The organism is Pseudomonas sp. B21-012 (assembly GCF_024749305.1).
In the GTDB taxonomy this organism is placed as follows: Bacteria; Pseudomonadota; Gammaproteobacteria; order Pseudomonadales; family Pseudomonadaceae; genus Aquipseudomonas.
Genome location: NZ_CP087197.1, coordinates 1 through 17,934 on the forward strand (window position 1 = coordinate 1; position 17,934 = coordinate 17,934).

General features: G+C 61.0%; 13 protein-coding genes. 9 read left to right on the forward strand and 4 right to left on the reverse strand.

The annotated features are described in order from the left end of the window. From dnaA to gyrB, 4 genes are read left to right on the forward strand one after another with little or no spacing between them, the layout of a single operon-like run. The gene (dnaA, locus tag LOY37_RS00005) at nucleotides 1-1,518 is read left to right on the forward strand and encodes a chromosomal replication initiator protein DnaA (protein ID WP_093377769.1); all 1,518 of its coding nucleotides are present in this window, start codon (nucleotides 1-3) and stop codon (nucleotides 1,516-1,518) included. A 40-nt stretch (nucleotides 1,519-1,558) separates the two neighbouring features. Continuing rightward, nucleotides 1,559-2,662 carry a DNA polymerase III subunit beta gene (dnaN, locus tag LOY37_RS00010; protein ID WP_038997897.1) on the forward strand — a complete coding sequence of 368 codons (1,104 nt, stop codon included), beginning with the start codon at nucleotides 1,559-1,561 and terminating at the stop codon, nucleotides 2,660-2,662. Nucleotides 2,663-2,681: 19 nt separating this feature from the next. Further along, a complete protein-coding gene (gene recF, locus LOY37_RS00015) occupies nucleotides 2,682-3,785 on the forward strand; it encodes a DNA replication/repair protein RecF (RefSeq protein ID WP_010222707.1) in 1,104 nt (367 codons plus the stop codon). A gap of 4 nt (nucleotides 3,786-3,789) precedes the next feature. Further along, nucleotides 3,790-6,207, forward strand: coding sequence for a DNA topoisomerase (ATP-hydrolyzing) subunit B (gene gyrB, locus LOY37_RS00020; protein ID WP_045199388.1), 2,418 nt, complete (start codon nucleotides 3,790-3,792; stop codon nucleotides 6,205-6,207). Nucleotides 6,208-6,297: 90 nt separating this feature from the next. On the opposite strand, the gene LOY37_RS00025 is transcribed toward gyrB, so the two are convergent. From LOY37_RS00025 to LOY37_RS00035, 3 genes are all read right to left on the reverse strand, one after another. Further along, a complete protein-coding gene (locus LOY37_RS00025) occupies nucleotides 6,298-7,188 on the reverse strand; it encodes a DUF2950 domain-containing protein (RefSeq protein ID WP_258716086.1) in 891 nt (296 codons plus the stop codon). A 14-nt stretch (nucleotides 7,189-7,202) separates the two neighbouring features. Beyond that, nucleotides 7,203-8,708: a DUF3300 domain-containing protein gene (locus LOY37_RS00030; RefSeq protein WP_258716087.1), complete on the reverse strand. Its 1,506-nt coding sequence runs from the start codon at nucleotides 8,706-8,708 to the stop codon at nucleotides 7,203-7,205. Nucleotides 8,709-8,860: 152 nt separating this feature from the next. Further along, nucleotides 8,861-10,174: a sigma-54-dependent Fis family transcriptional regulator gene (locus tag LOY37_RS00035; protein ID WP_258716088.1), complete on the reverse strand. Its 1,314-nt coding sequence runs from the start codon at nucleotides 10,172-10,174 to the stop codon at nucleotides 8,861-8,863. Nucleotides 10,175-10,413: 239 nt separating this feature from the next. Here LOY37_RS00035 and LOY37_RS00040 point away from each other — a divergent pair, with 239 nt between their 5' ends. The 3 genes from LOY37_RS00040 to LOY37_RS00050 are packed head-to-tail and all read left to right on the forward strand — an operon-like array spanning nucleotide 10,414 to nucleotide 13,427. Next, nucleotides 10,414-11,298 (forward strand): MBL fold metallo-hydrolase, encoded by an 885-nt coding sequence (locus LOY37_RS00040; RefSeq protein WP_258716089.1) that lies wholly within the window; start codon nucleotides 10,414-10,416, stop codon nucleotides 11,296-11,298. Between the two features lie 36 nt (nucleotides 11,299-11,334). Beyond that, nucleotides 11,335-12,612 carry an FAD/NAD(P)-binding oxidoreductase gene (locus LOY37_RS00045; protein ID WP_258716090.1) on the forward strand — a complete coding sequence of 426 codons (1,278 nt, stop codon included), beginning with the start codon at nucleotides 11,335-11,337 and terminating at the stop codon, nucleotides 12,610-12,612. Beyond that, nucleotides 12,609-13,427, forward strand: a complete 819-nt coding sequence (locus tag LOY37_RS00050) for a sulfite exporter TauE/SafE family protein (protein WP_258716091.1) — start codon at nucleotides 12,609-12,611, stop codon at nucleotides 13,425-13,427. The genes LOY37_RS00045 and LOY37_RS00050 overlap by 4 nt, the downstream gene beginning before the upstream one ends. Before the next feature lie 4 nt (nucleotides 13,428-13,431). On the opposite strand, the gene LOY37_RS00055 is transcribed toward LOY37_RS00050, so the two are convergent. Continuing rightward, nucleotides 13,432-14,319, reverse strand: coding sequence for a LysR family transcriptional regulator (locus LOY37_RS00055; protein ID WP_045199374.1), 888 nt, complete (start codon nucleotides 14,317-14,319; stop codon nucleotides 13,432-13,434). Between the two features lie 137 nt (nucleotides 14,320-14,456). On the opposite strand from LOY37_RS00055, the gene LOY37_RS00060 reads away from it, so the two are divergent. Both LOY37_RS00060 and LOY37_RS00065 read left to right on the forward strand, forming a co-directional pair. Beyond that, nucleotides 14,457-16,106, forward strand: a complete 1,650-nt coding sequence (locus LOY37_RS00060; RefSeq protein WP_258716092.1) for a GMC family oxidoreductase — start codon at nucleotides 14,457-14,459, stop codon at nucleotides 16,104-16,106. Nucleotides 16,107-16,206: 100 nt separating this feature from the next. After that, complete coding sequence (locus LOY37_RS00065; RefSeq protein ID WP_258608702.1) at nucleotides 16,207-17,829, forward strand: MFS transporter; 1,623 nt, start codon at nucleotides 16,207-16,209, stop codon at nucleotides 17,827-17,829. The last annotated feature ends 105 nt before the right edge of the window (nucleotides 17,830-17,934 follow it).

Here is a 17,934-nt window from a genome sequence, read left to right on the forward strand (position 1 = left end):
GTGTCAGTGGAACTTTGGCAGCAGTGCGTGGAGCTTCTGCGCGATGAACTGCCTGCCCAGCAATTCAACACCTGGATCCGTCCGCTACAGGTCGAAGCCGAAGGCGACGAGTTGCGCGTCTATGCGCCTAACCGTTTCGTTCTCGACTGGGTCAATGAAAAGTACCTGAGCCGTCTGCTCGAACTGCTGGGTGAACACGGCAACGGTATTGCGCCTGCCCTTTCCTTATTAATAGGCAGCAGACGCAGTTCGGCACCACGTGCCGCACCCAATGCGCCGCTGGCTGCAGCCGTCGCCGCCTCGCAGGCCCAGGCTGCCCAAACCGCGGTGGTCAGCGAACCGGTCGCCGCACCTGTTGCAGCGCCGGCACCGGTGGCAGAAGTCGAGCAAGCGCCTTCGCGTGACAGCTTCGATTCCATGGGCGAGGCCAACGCCGCGCCAGCTCCAAGTGGCCGCACCGAACAACGCACCGTGCAGGTCGAAGGTGCGCTCAAGCACACCAGCTACCTGAACCGCACCTTTACCTTCGAGAACTTCGTCGAAGGTAAGTCCAACCAGCTGGCCCGCGCCGCGGCCTGGCAGGTTGCCGACAACCCCAAGCATGGCTACAACCCGCTGTTCCTGTACGGCGGCGTGGGCCTGGGTAAAACGCACTTGATGCATGCTGTGGGTAACCACCTGCTCAAGAAGAACCCGAATGCCAAGGTGGTGTACCTGCACTCCGAGCGTTTCGTCGCCGACATGGTCAAGGCGCTGCAGCTCAATGCCATCAACGAATTCAAGCGCTTCTACCGTTCGGTCGACGCGCTGCTGATCGATGACATTCAGTTCTTTGCCCGTAAAGAGCGTTCCCAGGAAGAGTTTTTCCATACCTTCAACGCCCTGCTCGAAGGCGGCCAGCAAGTCATTCTGACCAGCGACCGTTATCCGAAGGAAATCGAAGGCCTGGAAGAGCGCCTGAAGTCGCGCTTTGGCTGGGGCCTGACCGTTGCGGTAGAGCCTCCGGAGTTGGAAACCCGGGTAGCGATCCTGATGAAGAAGGCCGACCAGGCCAAGGTCGACCTGCCCCACGATGCGGCTTTCTTTATCGCCCAGCGTATTCGCTCGAACGTGCGTGAACTCGAAGGCGCCCTGAAGCGGGTGATTGCTCATTCACACTTCATGGGCCGCGACATCACCATCGAGCTGATTCGCGAATCGCTCAAGGATCTTCTGGCACTGCAGGACAAACTGGTGAGTGTGGATAACATCCAGCGCACCGTTGCCGAGTACTACAAGATCAAGATCTCCGATCTGTTGTCCAAACGTCGTTCCCGTTCGGTAGCCCGTCCGCGGCAGGTCGCCATGGCCTTGTCCAAAGAGCTGACCAACCACAGCCTGCCGGAGATCGGCGACGTATTCGGCGGCCGCGATCACACCACCGTGTTGCATGCGTGCCGCAAGATCAACGAACTCAAGGAATCCGACGCGGATATCCGCGAGGACTACAAGAACCTGCTGCGGACTCTGACGACTTGATGAACGTCAGCGCAGCTTATTAAAGGCAAGGGACTAGACCATGCATTTCACCATTCAACGCGAAGCCCTGTTGAAACCCCTGCAACTGGTCGCAGGCGTCGTCGAGCGCCGCCAGACCTTGCCGGTACTGTCCAACGTACTGCTGGTGGTACAGGGTCAGCAGTTGTCGCTGACCGGTACTGACCTGGAAGTGGAACTGGTTGGCCGCGTGCAACTGGAAGAGCCGGCCGAGCCAGGCGAAATCACCGTGCCTGCGCGCAAGCTGATGGATATCTGCAAAAGCCTGCCCAACGACGTGCTGATCGACATCAAGCTCGATGAGCAGAAGCTCGTGGTCAAGGCTGGCCGTAGCCGCTTCACCCTGTCGACCCTGCCGGCCAATGACTTCCCGACAGTTGAAGAAGGCCCAGGCTCGCTGACCTGCAACCTGGAGCAAAGCCGTCTGCGCCGCTTGATCGAGCGCACCAGCTTCGCCATGGCCCAGCAGGACGTACGCTACTACCTCAACGGCATGCTGCTGGAAGTGTCCACCGACACCCTGCGCGCTGTCGCCACCGACGGTCATCGTCTGGCCATGTGTTCGATGCGTGCCGATATCGGCCAGGCTGATCGCCACCAGGTCATCGTGCCGCGCAAAGGTATCCTCGAACTGGCGCGCCTGCTTACTGAGCCGGATGGCATGGTCAGCATCGTGCTGGGTCAGCATCACATTCGTGCTACTACTGGTGAGTTCACCTTCACCTCGAAGCTGGTCGATGGCAAGTTCCCGGACTACGAGCGCGTGCTGCCCAAGGGCGGTGACAAGCTGGTGGTCGGTGACCGCCAGGCACTGCGCGAGGCCTTCAGCCGTACCGCGATTCTGTCCAACGAGAAGTACCGCGGCATCCGTCTGCAACTGGCCAATGCCCAGTTGAAGATCCAGGCCAACAACCCTGAGCAGGAAGAAGCGGAAGAAGAAATCAGCGTCGAGTACAACGGTAGCTCGCTGGAAATCGGCTTTAACGTCAGCTACTTGCTCGACGTCCTGGGTGTCATGACCACTGAGCAGGTTCGTCTGATCCTGTCGGACTCCAACAGCAGTGCCCTGCTGCAGGAAGCTGACAATGACGACTCCGCTTATGTTGTCATGCCGATGCGTCTGTAATTTGTCCAGCAGACTCTAGATGTCCCTCAGTCGCGTTTCTGTCACCGCGGTGCGTAACCTGCACCCGGTGACCTTCTCTCCCTCCCCCCGCATCAATATCCTGTACGGCGCCAACGGCAGCGGTAAAACCAGCGTGCTGGAAGCCGTTCATCTGTTGGGCCTGGCCCGTTCGTTTCGCAGCACCCGCCTGACACCGGTGATTCAGTACGAGCAATTGGCTTGTACTGTGTTCGGCCAGGTCGAGTTAAGTGAAGGCGGTTCCAGCAACCTGGGGATTTCGCGGGATCGGCAAGGTGAGTTCACCATTCGCATCGATGGGCAGAATGCTCGCAGTGCAGCCCAGTTGGCAGAGATTCTGCCCCTGCAACTGATCAATCCGGACAGCTTTCGCCTGCTCGAAGGCGCGCCGAAAATACGCCGGCAGTTCCTCGATTGGGGGGTGTTCCACGTGGAACCCCGCTTCATGGCTACATGGCAACGCCTGCAGAAGGCTTTGCGGCAGCGGAACTCATGGTTGCGGCATGGTACACTTGACGCTGTTTCGCAAGCGGCCTGGGACCGGGAACTGTGCCTGGCCAGCGCGGAAATAGATGAATACCGTCGCAACTACATCAAGGCCTTGAAGCCAGTCTTTGAGCAAACCCTGAGCGATTTGGTCGAGCTCGAAGGGCTGACCCTGAGCTATTACCGTGGCTGGGACAAGGATCGCGAACTCAGTGAAGTGCTCGCCTCCTCCCTGCAACGTGATCAGCACATGGGCCACACCCAGGCCGGCCCACAACGTGCAGACCTGCGCCTGAGACTCGGCGCCCATAACGCGGCTGACATTTTGTCTCGCGGCCAGCAGAAGCTGGTGGTCTGTGCATTGCGTATTGCTCAAGGCCATCTGGTTAGCCAAGCGCGTCGCGGCCAATGTATTTATCTGGTAGATGACTTGCCGTCGGAACTCGACGACCAGCACCGCCGCGCACTTTGTCGCTTGTTGGAAGACTTACGCTGCCAGGTGTTTATCACCTGTGTAGATCAAGAATTATTGAGGGAAGGCTGGCAGACGGAAACGCCAGTTGCTTTGTTCCACGTGGAACAGGGCCGTATCACCCAGACCCACGACCATCGGGAGTGAAGGCATGAGCGAAAATCAAACGTACGACTCCTCCAGCATTAAAGTGCTGAAAGGGCTAGATGCCGTGCGCAAGCGTCCCGGTATGTACATTGGCGACACCGATGATGGTAGCGGCCTGCACCACATGGTGTTCGAGGTGGTCGATAACTCGATCGACGAGGCACTCGCCGGCCACTGCGATGACATCACCGTAATTATTCACCCAGACGAATCCATCAGTGTTCGCGACAACGGTCGCGGCATTCCGGTCGACGTGCACAAAGAGGAAGGCGTATCTGCTGCCGAGGTCATCATGACCGTCCTCCACGCCGGCGGTAAGTTCGATGACAACTCCTACAAAGTATCCGGCGGTCTGCACGGTGTAGGTGTGTCGGTGGTTAACGCCCTTTCCGAGCAGTTGATCCTCACCGTTCGCCGCAGTGGCAAGATCTGGGAACAGACTTACGTCCACGGTGTTCCACAAGCGCCGATGAAAATCGTTGGCGACAGTGAAACCACCGGTACCCATATCCACTTCAAGCCGTCGGCTGAAACTTTCAAGAACATCCACTTCAGCTGGGACATCCTGGCCAAGCGGATTCGCGAACTGTCCTTCCTCAACTCCGGCGTCGGCATCCTGCTGAAGGACGAGCGCTCCGGTAAAGAAGAACATTTCAAATACGAAGGCGGTCTGCGTGCGTTCGTCGAGTACCTGAATACCAACAAGACCCCGGTCAACCAGGTCTTCCACTTCAGTGTTCAACGCGAAGACGGCGTGGGCGTGGAAATCGCTCTGCAGTGGAACGACAGCTTCAACGAGAACCTGTTGTGCTTCACCAACAACATTCCGCAGCGCGACGGTGGTACCCACCTGGTCGGTTTCCGCTCGGCGTTGACCCGTAACCTGAACAACTACATCGAGCAGGAAGGCCTGGCCAAGAAGAACAAGGTTTCGACCACCGGCGACGACGCCCGTGAAGGTCTGACCGCGATCATCTCGGTGAAGGTACCTGATCCGAAGTTCAGCTCGCAGACCAAAGACAAGCTGGTGTCCTCGGAAGTGAAAACAGCCGTGGAACAGGAGATGGGCAAGTACTTCTCCGACTTCCTGCTGGAGAACCCGAACGAAGCCAAGGCCGTTGTCGGCAAGATGATCGACGCCGCGCGTGCTCGTGAAGCTGCTCGTAAAGCGCGGGAAATGACTCGCCGCAAAGGTGCGCTGGATATCGCCGGCCTGCCGGGCAAACTGGCGGATTGCCAGGAGAAGGACCCTGCCCTTTCCGAACTGTACCTGGTGGAGGGTGACTCCGCGGGTGGTTCGGCCAAGCAGGGTCGTAACCGCAAGACCCAGGCGATCCTGCCGCTCAAGGGCAAGATCCTCAACGTCGAGAAAGCACGCTTCGACAAGATGATCTCGTCCCAGGAAGTGGGCACGCTGATCACCGCGCTGGGCTGTGGTATCGGCCGCGAAGAGTACAACATCGACAAGCTGCGCTATCACAACATCATCATCATGACCGATGCTGACGTCGACGGTTCGCACATTCGTACCCTGCTGCTGACTTTCTTCTTCCGTCAGCTGCCGGAACTGGTCGAGCGTGGCTACATCTACATTGCCCAGCCACCGCTGTACAAGGTCAAGAAAGGCAAGCAAGAGCAGTACATCAAAGACGACGACGCCATGGAAGAGTACATGACCCAGTCGGCTCTGGAAGATGCCAGCCTGCACCTGGACGAATCCGCACCACCTGTTTCCGGCGTCGAGCTGGAGCGTCTGGTCAACGAATTCCGTACCGTGATGAAGACCCTCAAGCGCCTCTCGCGCCTGTACCCGCAGGAGCTGACCGAGCACTTCGTCTACCTGCCGGCGGTATCGCTGGAGCAGTTGGGCGACCACGCTGCCATGCAGGAGTGGCTGGGCAAATTCGAAGAGCGTCTGCGCACCAGCGAGAAGTCCGGCCTGCTGTACAAGGCCAGCCTGCGCGAAGACAAAGAGCGCAATGTCTGGCTGCCGGAAGTGGAAATCACCTCCCACGGCCTGGCCAGCTACGTCACCTTCAACCGTGACTTCTTTGGCAGTAACGACTACCGCACCGTCACCGCCCTCGGTGCACAGCTGAGCACCCTGCTGGGCGAAGGCGCCTACGTGCAACGTGGCGAGCGCAAAAAAGCCATCACCGAGTTCAAGGAAGCACTGGACTGGCTGATGACCGAAAGCACCAAGCGCCACACCATCCAGCGATACAAAGGTCTGGGTGAGATGAACCCGGATCAGTTGTGGGAAACCACCATGGACCCAACCGTGCGCCGCATGCTCAAGGTGACCATCGAAGATGCGATCGCTGCCGATCAGATCTTCAACACCCTGATGGGCGACGCCGTTGAGCCACGTCGTGAGTTCATCGAGAGCAACGCCCTGGCGGTGTCCAACCTGGACTTCTGATCAGCTGTAGGTTCAAAGTAAAGCAACATCATCAAGCCCGCTCACGCGGGCTTTTTGTTGTGCTGGTTTTCCTGTGTTGAGCTGTTCGGTTCAGCGCCCCTCTTCTTCGTCCTTTACTTCGCTCCAACTGCTGTCGGGGTCGAAACGGGTAATCGCGGCAGCGCGCTTGGCGCTGTCGCGGCCGAGGTCTTTCTCGAACAGTTCGCCGTCGTGGCTGATCATGAAGCTCATCACGCCCGTGTCGCCATAGTCCGCCGGCCAGGCGATCACGGCAAAGCCGCGGGTCATGTGATTACCGATCTTGTAGTCATAGGCGCCGCCCGGCGCCGAAGGGCCTTGGCCAGTGAGGATGCGATAGTGGTAGCCGTGCCAATCATCGCCCGTTGCGGTATCACCAAAAAGCGGTCCGAGCGGGCTTTCTTCGACGCCCTCCTCTTGCGGCCAGTACAAACCGTCGAACTGCCCGTCGCTGCTGATGAGTTTCTGCGCGTACTCGAGTATCCCATCGTCATTGCGATCAACCTCGGCGTAATCCATCTGCGCGTCGTGATAGGCGCGCACTGATTGAATGGTCGCCAGCTCGTTGCGTCCGATGCGGCGCAGGCGGATTTCCGCGGCGCCGGCTTTGGTGTCGAATGCCCAACCGTCAGTACTGTGTCTGATGGGAATCGGGAACACCCAGGGCGTGTCGCCGACGACCAGATGTGCACGCTTCGGGTTGTCGGACTGAACCTGATGTTTTTCCTTGTAGAGGGCGAGAAAGGCATCGACATCTTTGCGATCGATGTTCTTGGTCGGGATGTAACTCTCCCAGTCGTTGCCAAGCAATTTCGCCAACAGTTGGCTATCGGCCTTTTCGCTACCAAGCGCCTGCACCAGTGCTTCGCCGGCGGCTTCGGGGTGTGGGAAATGTTCCTGAGCGTAGCTGCTGGACGTCCAGCACAGCAGCAGAATCAGCACAATTCGGCTAGCAGCATTCATGACTGATTCTCCTCTCAACGGCGACGGCCGCCACCGCCGGATTGCATCCGCGCGGGTCGTTGTACCTGGTGGCCCGCAGCGGCTGCAGATGGTCGGCTGGCGCTGCGTTGGCTGAGCTGGCCACGATTGCTTGCGATGCGTGACTGCGAAGGGTTGCGCACACCGGCCAACGCATTGTTGCGCGGTGCCTGGGCGCTAACATGTTGCTGACGGGCTTGCTGGCGTACTTGTTGGTTGCGCCCCGCCTGCTGAGGCGGGCGGTTGTTCTGCGGCGCCTGTGCCCGCTGGCGGGCCTGACCGTCATTTTTCAGTTGGCGGTCGGCAACCTGAGCACGCTCGCGTGCATTGCCGGACGGGTTGATGCCCTGTTTTTCCAGGCGCTGTTGGGCGCGCTCGCGGTCGGCACTCTGCACCCGTTGGCGGGCTTCAAGGTTGCTGGTTGCCGGTGCTTCGATGCCGCGCTGTGTCAGGGTTTCACGGGCTCGCGCGCGATCTTCGACCCGGGCCGGGGTGTCACCGCGGTAGGCTGTGCGCTCTGCACTGCCGGGTAAGCGTCGGTCGAACTGGGCTCGACTGGCCTGGTCGCGGTATGGGACGCCGTCGCGATACGCAGGATTATGGCGCCAGGTGTTCTGGTTGGCATCGAGCCTGCGGTTGACGTTGTTGATATTGTTGTAGCGATTGACGTTGATATCGACGTCATGATCGTCCCAGTCGCAATCCCCCCAGAGTGAATTGACGATTGCGACGCCTGCACCAAAAGCCAGGCCGGAGGCTAACGCCGTGCCGATGGCATACCCCGGTGGCGGCGGATAGTACGCGGGTGGGTAGGACGGCGAGGACCAACTGCCGTACACCACGGAGGGGTTGTAGCTTGGTACGTATACAACCTGCGGGTTGGTCGGCTGGATAACGATAGTCTGTGCTGGCGCGGCACCTTGTACCACCGTGGTCGTGCCGCCTGCGGGGGCGCTTGATGGTTGCACGATAACCGTCTGCTGTTCGTTGGACTCCAGGTGCCCGGCAGCCTTGGCCTTGGCGCGCAGGCGCTGCACCGAGTTCATCACCGCGTCAGGCTGGGCGAGAAAGGCATCGCCGACGCGCTGTACCCAGACCGGGTCCTGGCCAAGTGTCGCCAGCACCTGCGGGAAAGCCACCAAGGATTGCACGCTGGGGTCCCAAGGTTGCTCGGCGACCTGCTTGACCGCGGCATCACCGCTGACGTTCGGATGCGCCTTGGACCAGGCAATCGCGTCGGCGACATTGCCTGGATAGGTGGTGGCCATCAGCACCTGTGCGAGTAAAGCGTCCGGATACAACGCCAACGGTGCGAGCATTTGATCAAGCTGTTCGGTGCTGAACACCGCCTCGCTCGGCGCCGCCGGCGCGGCTGGTGTAGCCGGTGCAGACGCTGCGGGCGCCGTAGCCGTGGCCTTGGGTTGCGCGTCCTCTTCGAAACAACCAGAAAGCGCGAGCATGGCGATGCTGAGCAGGATCGCCCGGTGAAGGCAGGAAGACATGACGATGCTCCTGTGGCAGAAAAGACAGAGCGGAACGTCAGGCGTCCTGGCACCTGGTTACCGACTCGGCAATCGACGCATGGAACGCTCTGCGGTGGGTGAGCAGTTTCAGCGTAGAAGAAAAAGCCGCAGTTGGTTGTCTTGCGTCAGTCTCAAAGACCCAGTTCGCGCAGGCGCCGGTACAAAGTGCGTTCACTCATGCCCAGGTGACGCGCCAGCTCGCTGCGTGATCCATTGAAGCTGTCCAGGGCCTGGGCCAGTTGCCCGAGGTTGTCTTTGCTGCGGCGGCTGATGCTTGGCGCCGGCTCAAGTCTCGAACCGAGCTCAGCAGGCAGGTGCTCGGCACGGATCAGTCCGTCGTCGGCGAACAGCCGCGCTCGTTCGAGGATATTACGCAGCTCGCGAATGTTGCCAGGATAGGCGTACAAGCTCAGTCGATTCATCGCATCTGGGGTGACCTTCGGTGCCGCCGCCCCTGCCATCCGTTGCAACAGGCTCTCGATCAACAACGGCAGGTCGTCGACCCGTTCACGCAATGCCGGCAAGCGGATCGGAAAACCGCTGATGCGGTAATACAGGTCTTCACGGAAGGTGCCCGCTGCAGCCATTTCCTTGAGCGGTTTGTGGGTCGCCGAAACCAGCCTGAAGTCGGAGTGAACCGTACGCAGGCTGCCGACCGGGCGAAAGCTGCCAGACTCGATCAGGCGCAGCAGTTTGACCTGCATCGCCAACGGTACTTCGCCGATTTCATCGAGGAACAAGGTGCCGCCATGAGCCGCTTCCGCCAGGCCGATCTTGCGCTGATGGGCGCCGGTAAAGGCGCCCTTCTCGTAACCGAATAGCTCGCTCTCGAATAACGACTCAGTCAGGCCGGTGCAGTCGACCACCACCAGCGGGCCGCTGGCCCGAGGGCTGCCCAGGTGCAGAGCGCGCGCAAACAACTCTTTGCCGGTCCCGGATTCACCCTGGAGCAACACCGGAATTTGCGCAGGTGCCGCGCGCTGCAGGCTGGCCAGTGCTTCCTGGAACGCCGCTGAGCGGCCGACCAAGCCTTGTTGCTGGGGCTGGGCGGAAGCGACGGTGATGCTGGTCAGGCGCTCGACGAACGCCACCACCTCACCTTGCTCATCGAGGATCGGGCGCAACTCGACATCCACATGCTCTGGCCCGCGCGGAGTGTGGTGCACATGCAGCACGCGCTCGGGCAACCGGCTGTCCCAGGCCTTGCGCATCGGGCAGTGTTCGCCGGCCTGGTCGCAAGGCACGGCGTAGTGATGGGACACCCGGTGGCACTTGGCGCCGATGGGCGGTTGGCCGTCGATGCCGAACTGGCGTCGGTAGGCAGCGTTGGCAGCGAGGATGTTGTAGTCGGTGTCGAGCACGATGGTCGGCTGGGCGTCGTGTTCGAGGTAGGACACCAAAGCCTGCACGGCAGGATGAGGAACAACAGTGGACGAGAAGGACATGGCGACACCTGGGCAAGCTCGGGCGAAGCTTAACTGAAGCTGCCAGTGACTGCCAAAAACTGCCAACTGCTGCCATGTCACTGCCAACTATGCTGACAGTCTGGCAGTGCTTTTCCCTGCGCAGCCCGAGAACATTGGGAAACAGCCTACCTGTTCGATGGCACATATCTTGATGACAGCCTGTCAATTGCCAGCAAGGCTTGATAGCTGGCACCTGTGATGAATTCGGAGCGTGGTAAATGATCATCGGCGGCAACTTGTATGTGGAGGCACTGTTTGACAGTGTCACCTCTACCATCAGCTATCTGCTGATGGACCGGAGCAGTGGCGACTGTGCCTTGATCGATAGTGTGCTGGATTACGATCCGAAGTCCGGGCGCACCAGCAGTGCTTCGGCAGACAAGCTGATTGGTCGGGTGAGCGAACTGGGTGGCAAGGTTCAGTGGATTCTCGAAACCCACGTGCACGCCGATCACCTGTCGGCGGCGGCTTACCTCAAGCAGGCGCTGGGCGGCCAGATTGCCATTGGCAGCCAGATCACCCAGGTGCAAAAAGTCTTCGGTGCGCTGTTCAATGCCGATGGCGGCTTCGCCCGCGATGGCAGCCAGTTCGATGTGCTGTTCGACGACGAGCAGCCCTTCACCATCGGCAACCTCAAGGCACGTGCCCTGCACACGCCCGGCCACACGCCGGCGTGCATGACCTACGTGGTGGAGGTCGACGGGCAAAGCATCGCCTTTGTCGGCGACACGCTGTTCATGCCCGATTACGGCACCGCCCGTTGCGACTTCCCTGGCGCCAGTGCGCGCACTTTGTATCGCTCGATCCAGCGCATCCTTGCCCTGCCCGCCGAGACGCGCCTGTTCATGTGCCACGACTACCTGCCGGGTGGCCGCGAATTGCGCTACATGACCACGGTGGCCGAACAGCGCGCCAGCAACATCCACATCCGTGAAGGCATCAGCGAAGACAGCTTCGTCAGCATGCGCGAAGCCCGCGACGCCACCCTGGAGATGCCGGTGCTGATTCTGCCTTCGGTGCAGATCAACATGCGCAGCGGCCAACTACCTGAACCTGAAGACAACGGAGTGCGCTACCTGAAGATCCCGCTCAACGTGCTCTGAGTTTCACCCCAGAATTATTATTAGAAGGACCCTGCCATGCATGCTCAACCCTCCCCTGCCGAGGTGCCGAAAGGCGACCACCATAAAGTGCTGATCGTCGGTGCCGGTGCTGCCGGTGTCGCTGCCGCCTCCAGCTTGATCTGCCGCGACCCTTCGCTGGATGTCGCGATCATCGACCCGGCCGATGTGCACTACTACCAACCGGGCTGGACCATGGTCGGCGCCGGTATCTTCCAGGCGCCTTCGACGGCGCGCACCATGGCCTCGACCATTCCCGGCGGCGTGCAGTGGATCAAGGCGCGGGTCGAGAGCTTTGATCCGCAGGCGCAAACGGTGACGCTGAATGACGGGCGACTGCTCAGTTACGAACAGCTGGTGGTCTGCCCTGGGCTGAAGCTCGACTGGGATGCCATCGAGGGCTTGAGCGAAACCCTTGGGCGTAACGGCGTGACTTCCAACTACCGCTATGACCTGGCGCCCTACACCTGGCAACTGGTGCAGAACCTGCGTGAAGGCCGGGCGTTGTTCACCCAGCCACCGATGCCGATCAAATGTGCCGGCGCACCGCAAAAGGCCCTGTACCTGTCGTGTGACCACTGGCTGCGCAACGGTCGGCTGGGCAACATCCAGGCGCAGTTTTTCAATGCCGGTGGCGTGCTGTTCGGGGTGCCTGACTATGTGCCGGCCTTGATGGAGTACATCGACAAGTACGCGGTAGACCTGCAGTACGCGCATCGCCTGGTGGCGGTCGATGGCCCGGGCAAGCGCGCTACCTTTGTGCGCACCTTGCCCGATGGCAGCAGTGAAACCCGGGTGCAGCCTTTCGACATGCTGCATGTAGTGCCGCCGCAGGTTGCCCCTGATTTTATTCGCAACAGCCCGCTGGCTGACCAGGCCGGCTGGATCGATGTCGACCCGGCTACCCTGCGTCATAAACGCTATAGCAACATCCACGCCTTGGGCGATGGCATCAACACCAGCAATGCCAAGACTGCGGCGGCTGCGCGCAAGCAAGCGCCGGTGGTGGCCAACAACGTGCTGGTGGCACTTGGGCGCCTGCCCAACCTCGCCCACTACGATGGCTACGGCTCCTGCCCCTTGACTGTCGAGCGCGGCAAGATCGTGCTTGCCGAGTTCACCTATGGCGGCAAGCTGGCGCCGAGCTTCCCCCGTTGGCTGCTCGACGGTCGTCGGCCGACGCGCCTGGCGTGGCTTCTGAAGGCGCAGATCCTGCCGCCGCTGTACTGGCGCTGCATGCTCAAGGGCCGTGAGTGGCTGGCCAAGCCGCGGGTTGGCGCCGAGGGCCTGCGGTGATCGAGCATCAATTTCTTGCGGCTGGGCTGGGCGCGATCATTGGTGCGGTGCTGGCGCTGACCGGCGCCGGTGGCGGCATTCTTGCCGTACCCTTGCTGGTATTCGGTCTGGGCTTGTCGATGGTCGAGGCGGCGCCAGTCGGCTTGCTGGCTGTCGGCATGGCGGCGGCGGTGGGTGCCCTGTTGGGCTTGCGCCAAGGTCTGGTGCGTTATCGTGCGGCGTTGTTTGTGGCGGTGATCGGCATTGCGATTGCGCCCTTCGGCTTGATGCTTGCCCATCGCTTGCCGAACGGGCCGTTGGCTCTGGTTTTCGCCGTGGTGCTGGTCTATGCCTGTGCACGCATGCTGCTCAAGGCGCACCGCGAACTCCGTGGCCAGCCACCACTGGGCCAACGCATGGTCATGCCCTGTGTGCTTAACCCCTTGCAGGGGCGCCTGCGCTGGACTCTGCCCTGCGCCCGCGCCCTGGCGTTTACCGGCGCGATGTCCGGATTGCTGTCGGGGTTGCTCGGGGTTGGCGGCGGTTTTGTGATCATCCCGGCGCTGAGCCGTTACACCAACCTGGACATGAAGAGCATCGTTGCCACTTCCCTGGCGGTGATCGCCCTGGTGTCGACCGGCAGCGTGGTCAGCGCCACGGTTGGCGGCGTCATGCATTGGTCTGTGGGCGCGCCGTTTGCCGGCGGTGCGGTGCTCGGGCTGCTGCTGGCGCGTCAGGTCGCCAGCAAACTGGCCGGGCCACGACTGCAGCAGATGTTTGCGACCGTGGGTATCTGTGCGGCGGTGCTGTTGGCGGCGAAAACCCTGGGCGGCTGAGGCCCTACTCCGCCAGCAAGGCGTCCTGCTCCTGCGCGCACAGGGCCAGGAGAAAATCCCAGACCACGCGCAGGCGCACCGACTTGTGCAGCTCACGGCGGGTACAGATCCAGTAGCTGCGCTGGATGGTCTCGCTGGGCAGCACCCGCACCAGCGCCGGATCATGGCGGGCCATGTAGTTGGGCAACACGGCAATGCCCAGGCCGGCGCGGGCCGCTTGTTGCTGGGCGATCACGCTGGTGCTGCGAAACACCACGTTGGGTGCCCGGCAGAAGCTGTTCAAAAACAGCAGCTCCTGGCTGAACAGCAGGTCGTCGACGTAGCCGATCCAGCTGTGCTTGGCCAGGTCTTCGCGGTGATTGAGCGCTGGTGCCTGGGCCAGGTACTCGGGGCTGGCGTACAGCGCCAGGCGGTAATCGGTAAGTTTGCGGGTTATCAACAGGTCGGCGTTGGGCCGCTCCAGGTGAATGCTGATCTCCGCTTCGCGGTTGAGGATGCTGACAAACCGCGGTACCGCCACCAGCTCCACTTCAAGGCCTGGGTAGCGTTCGAACAAGCTGCCCATGCGCGGGGTGAAGAACATGATGCCGATGCCTTCGGTGACTCCCAGGCGAATCTTGCCCAGCGGGGTGATGGCCTGGGTGATTTCTTCCTGGGCCAGCAGGGCGACGTTTTCCATGGCTTCGGCGTGCTTGAGCAGGGCCTGGCCGGAGGGCGTCAGTTCGTAGCCCTGGGCGTGCTGGACGAACAAGGCGGTACCCAGGCTCTGTTCGATATTGTCGATATGCCGGGCCACGGTGCTGTGGGTGGTGTTCAGACGTTTGGCCGCAGTCAGCAGCCGGCCGCTGCGCTGCAACTCGAGAAAAAACCGCAGATCATTCCAGTCGAACATGCTTTTCCTTGTGAATCAGGTGTTCACGGACGTTGTGTTAAAACGCACAGCACTTGAGTGAAATCTAACGTTTTCATCCCGAAATTAATCAATAACATGGGCTGGGACAAGAATAATAATCAGGCGCGAGGTTGCCCATGCCATCAGCCGATCCTGTCTACGACTATGTGGTGGTTGGTGCCGGTCCTGCCGGGTGCCTTCTGGCCAATCGCTTATCCGCCGACCCAGGCTGCCGGGTGCTGTTGCTCGAAGCGGGTGGGCGCGACAACTACCCCTGGATTCACATTCCGGTGGGTTACCTCTACTGCATCGGCAACCCACGCACCGACTGGTGCTTCAAGACCGAAGCGCAACCCGGCCTCAATGGCCGTGCCCTGGGTTATCCACGGGGCAAGGTGCTCGGTGGCTGTTCTTCCATTAACGGCATGATCTACATGCGTGGCCAGGCGGGCGATTACGATCGCTGGGCCGAGCAGGGCAATGCCGGTTGGGCCTGGAAGGATGTGCTGCCACTGTTCAAGGCCAGCGAAAACCACTTCGGCGGCGCCAGCGAAGCCCATGGCAACGAAGGCGAGTGGCGAGTCGAGCAGCAACGCTACTCCTGGCCGATCCTCGATGCCTTCCGCGAAGCCGCGGCGCAGAGTGGCATCCCTAACGTTGCTGACTTCAACACTGGGGATAACCAGGGCTGTGGATACTTTCAGGTCAACCAGCGTTCCGGCATTCGCTGGAACTCGGCCAAGGCGTTTTTGCGCCCGATTCGCAACCGCCCCAATCTGACGGTACTGACCGATGTGCTGGTTGACCAGGTGGTGCTGGTAGAAGGCCGCGCTTCGCAGGTACGTGCTCGCTGGCAAGGCAATTGGCAGAACTTCAGCGCACGCCGGGAGATTATCCTGTGTGCCGGCTCCGTGGGTTCACCCGGTATTCTCCAGCGCTCGGGCATCGGCCCGCGTGGCTTGCTCGAGAGCCTGGGGATAACTGTTCGCCACGAATTGCCCGGGGTTGGCGGCAACCTGCAGGACCATCTGCAACTGCGCCTGATCTACCAGGTTACCCAGGCGCGCACCCTCAACCAGGTTGCCAACAGTCCCTGGGGCAAACTCGGCATGGGCCTGCGTTACCTTTACGATCGCAGCGGCCCGCTGGCGATGGCGCCGAGCCAGTTGGGGGCGTTCGTGCGCTCCAGTCCGGAGCAGGCTTCGGCCAACCTGCAGTACCACGTGCAGCCCTTGTCGCTGGAGCGCTTTGGCGAGCCGCTGCACCGCTTCCCGGCGTTTACCGCCTCGGTGTGCAACCTGCGCCCGGCCAGCCGCGGGCGTATCGATATCCGCTCGGCCAACCCGGACGACGCGCCACTGATCGACCCCAACTACCTGAGCGACCCTGAAGACCTGCGCGTCGCCGCCCAAGCCATTCGCCTGACCCGCAAGATCGTCCAGGCCCCTGCCCTGGCGGCGTTCAGCCCGCGTGAGTATCTGCCAGGCCCCGACCTGCAAAGCGAACAGCAGTTGCATGAAGCCGCCGGGCAGATCGGCACTACCATTTTCCACCCGGTAGGCACCTGCCGTATGGGCAACGGGCCGCTGGATGTGGTCGACGACCAGTTGCGCGTGCACGGCGTGCCGGGGTTGCGGGTTGCCGACGCCTCGATCATGCCGCAAATCGTCTCCGGCAATACCTGCTCCCCTACCCTGATGATTGCCGAAAAGGCGGCGCAATTGATTCGCCGGGAAAGCTTATCCACAAGCCGCATCGATGAAAAAAACGCAGTACCGACGCCCTGACCAGGGTGCGTAGCAACAACGACGCCGGACGCAGTCTGCCGGCGTCGACAGTGGAACAACAAGAATAATCACTGGGGCCTGCAGGCCGAGGACAGCAACGATGTCGGATTACATTCAAGAGCAGGGCGCTGCAACGGCGAGCACCAGCCGCCGGGAAGAACGCAAGATCATTTTCGCGTCATCCCTCGGGACAGTTTTCGAGTGGTATGACTTTTTTCTTTATGGGGCATTGGCCGCGGTCATCAGCAAGCAGTTCTTTGCCGGGGTGAACGACACCACTGCCTTTATCTTTGCCTTGATGGCCTTTGCCGCCGGCTTTCTCGTGCGGCCCTTCGGTGCGCTGGTGTTCGGCCGCCTTGGCGATATGATCGGGCGCAAGTACACCTTCCTGGTGACCATCGTGCTGATGGGCTTGTCGACCTTTGCCGTCGGCCTGTTGCCGACCTACGCCAGCATCGGCATTGCTGCACCGATCATTCTGGTGGTGTTGCGCATGCTGCAGGGCCTGGCGCTCGGTGGTGAGTACGGCGGCGCGGCGACTTATGTTGCCGAACACGCACCACCTGGCAAACGCGGCTTCCACACTGGTTTTATCCAGTCCACCGCGACCCTCGGCCTGCTGTTGTCGCTGTTGGTGGTGCTCGGCAGCCGTTACATCAGTGGCGACCAGTTCGAAGTCTGGGGCTGGCGCCTGCCGTTCCTGCTGTCGATCGTGCTGTTGGGGATTTCCACCTGGATCCGCATGAGCATGCACGAGTCGCCAGCCTTCGTGAAGATGAAGGCCCAGGGCAAGGCCAGTAAAGCGCCGATCCGTGAATCGTTCGGCTCCTGGCCCAACCTCAAAGTGGTGCTCACTGCCCTGTTCAGCATCAACGCCGGGCAAGCGGTGACCTTCTACACCGCGCAGTTCTATGTGCTGTTCTTTCTTACCCAGATGCTCAAGATGGACCCGGCCCAGGCCAACACTTTGCTGATTATCAGCGTGGTGATCGGCGCGCCGTTCTTCGTGTTCTTCGGTTGGTTGTCGGACCGGGTCGGGCGCAAGCCGATCCTGATGCTCGGCTTGCTGCTGGCCACGGTACTGTACTTCCCACTGTTCAAGGCTCTGAGCCATTACGCCAACCCGCAGATCGACGCCGCCAGCCGCCAGGCCCCGATTGTGGTGATGGCCGATCCGCAAGGCTGCACCTTCCAGTTCGATCCGGTGGGCAAGGCGCGTTTTGACAGCCCCTGCGACAAGGTCAAAACCTTCCTGGTCAAACAGGGCCTGCCCTACAGCTCGGCTGAAGCGGCTGCTGGTGCCGAAGTGGTGGTGAGCATTGGCGAGCAGAAGATCAATGGGTTTGACGAAGCAGCCCTGCGTGCAGCGATCGAAAAAGCCGGCTACCCGGCCAAGGCCGATCCAGCCAGCGTCAACCAGCCGATGGTGGTGCTGCTGATCGTCGCCATGATCCTGATCGCGACCATGACCTACGGCCCGCTGGCGGCGGTGATGGTCGAGCTGTTCCCAACGCGTATCCGCTACACCTCGATGTCGCTGCCCTACCACATTGGCAACGGCTGGTTCGGCGGCTTCCTGCCCACCGTGTCCTTTGCCCTGGTGGTGTACACCGGCGACATCTTCTACGGGCTCTGGTACCCGGTGCTGATCACCGGTATCAGCCTGGTGGTGGGGCTGTTCTGCCTGAAAGAAACCCGGGATGTGGATATCGACAAGGTATAGGGATTTGCGGGCACAAAAAAACCGGCGTAAGCGCCGGTTTTTTTATGCCGCGAAAAAACTTATGCACGATTTTCAGAAAACAGTCATACAGAGAAATAAGTAGCT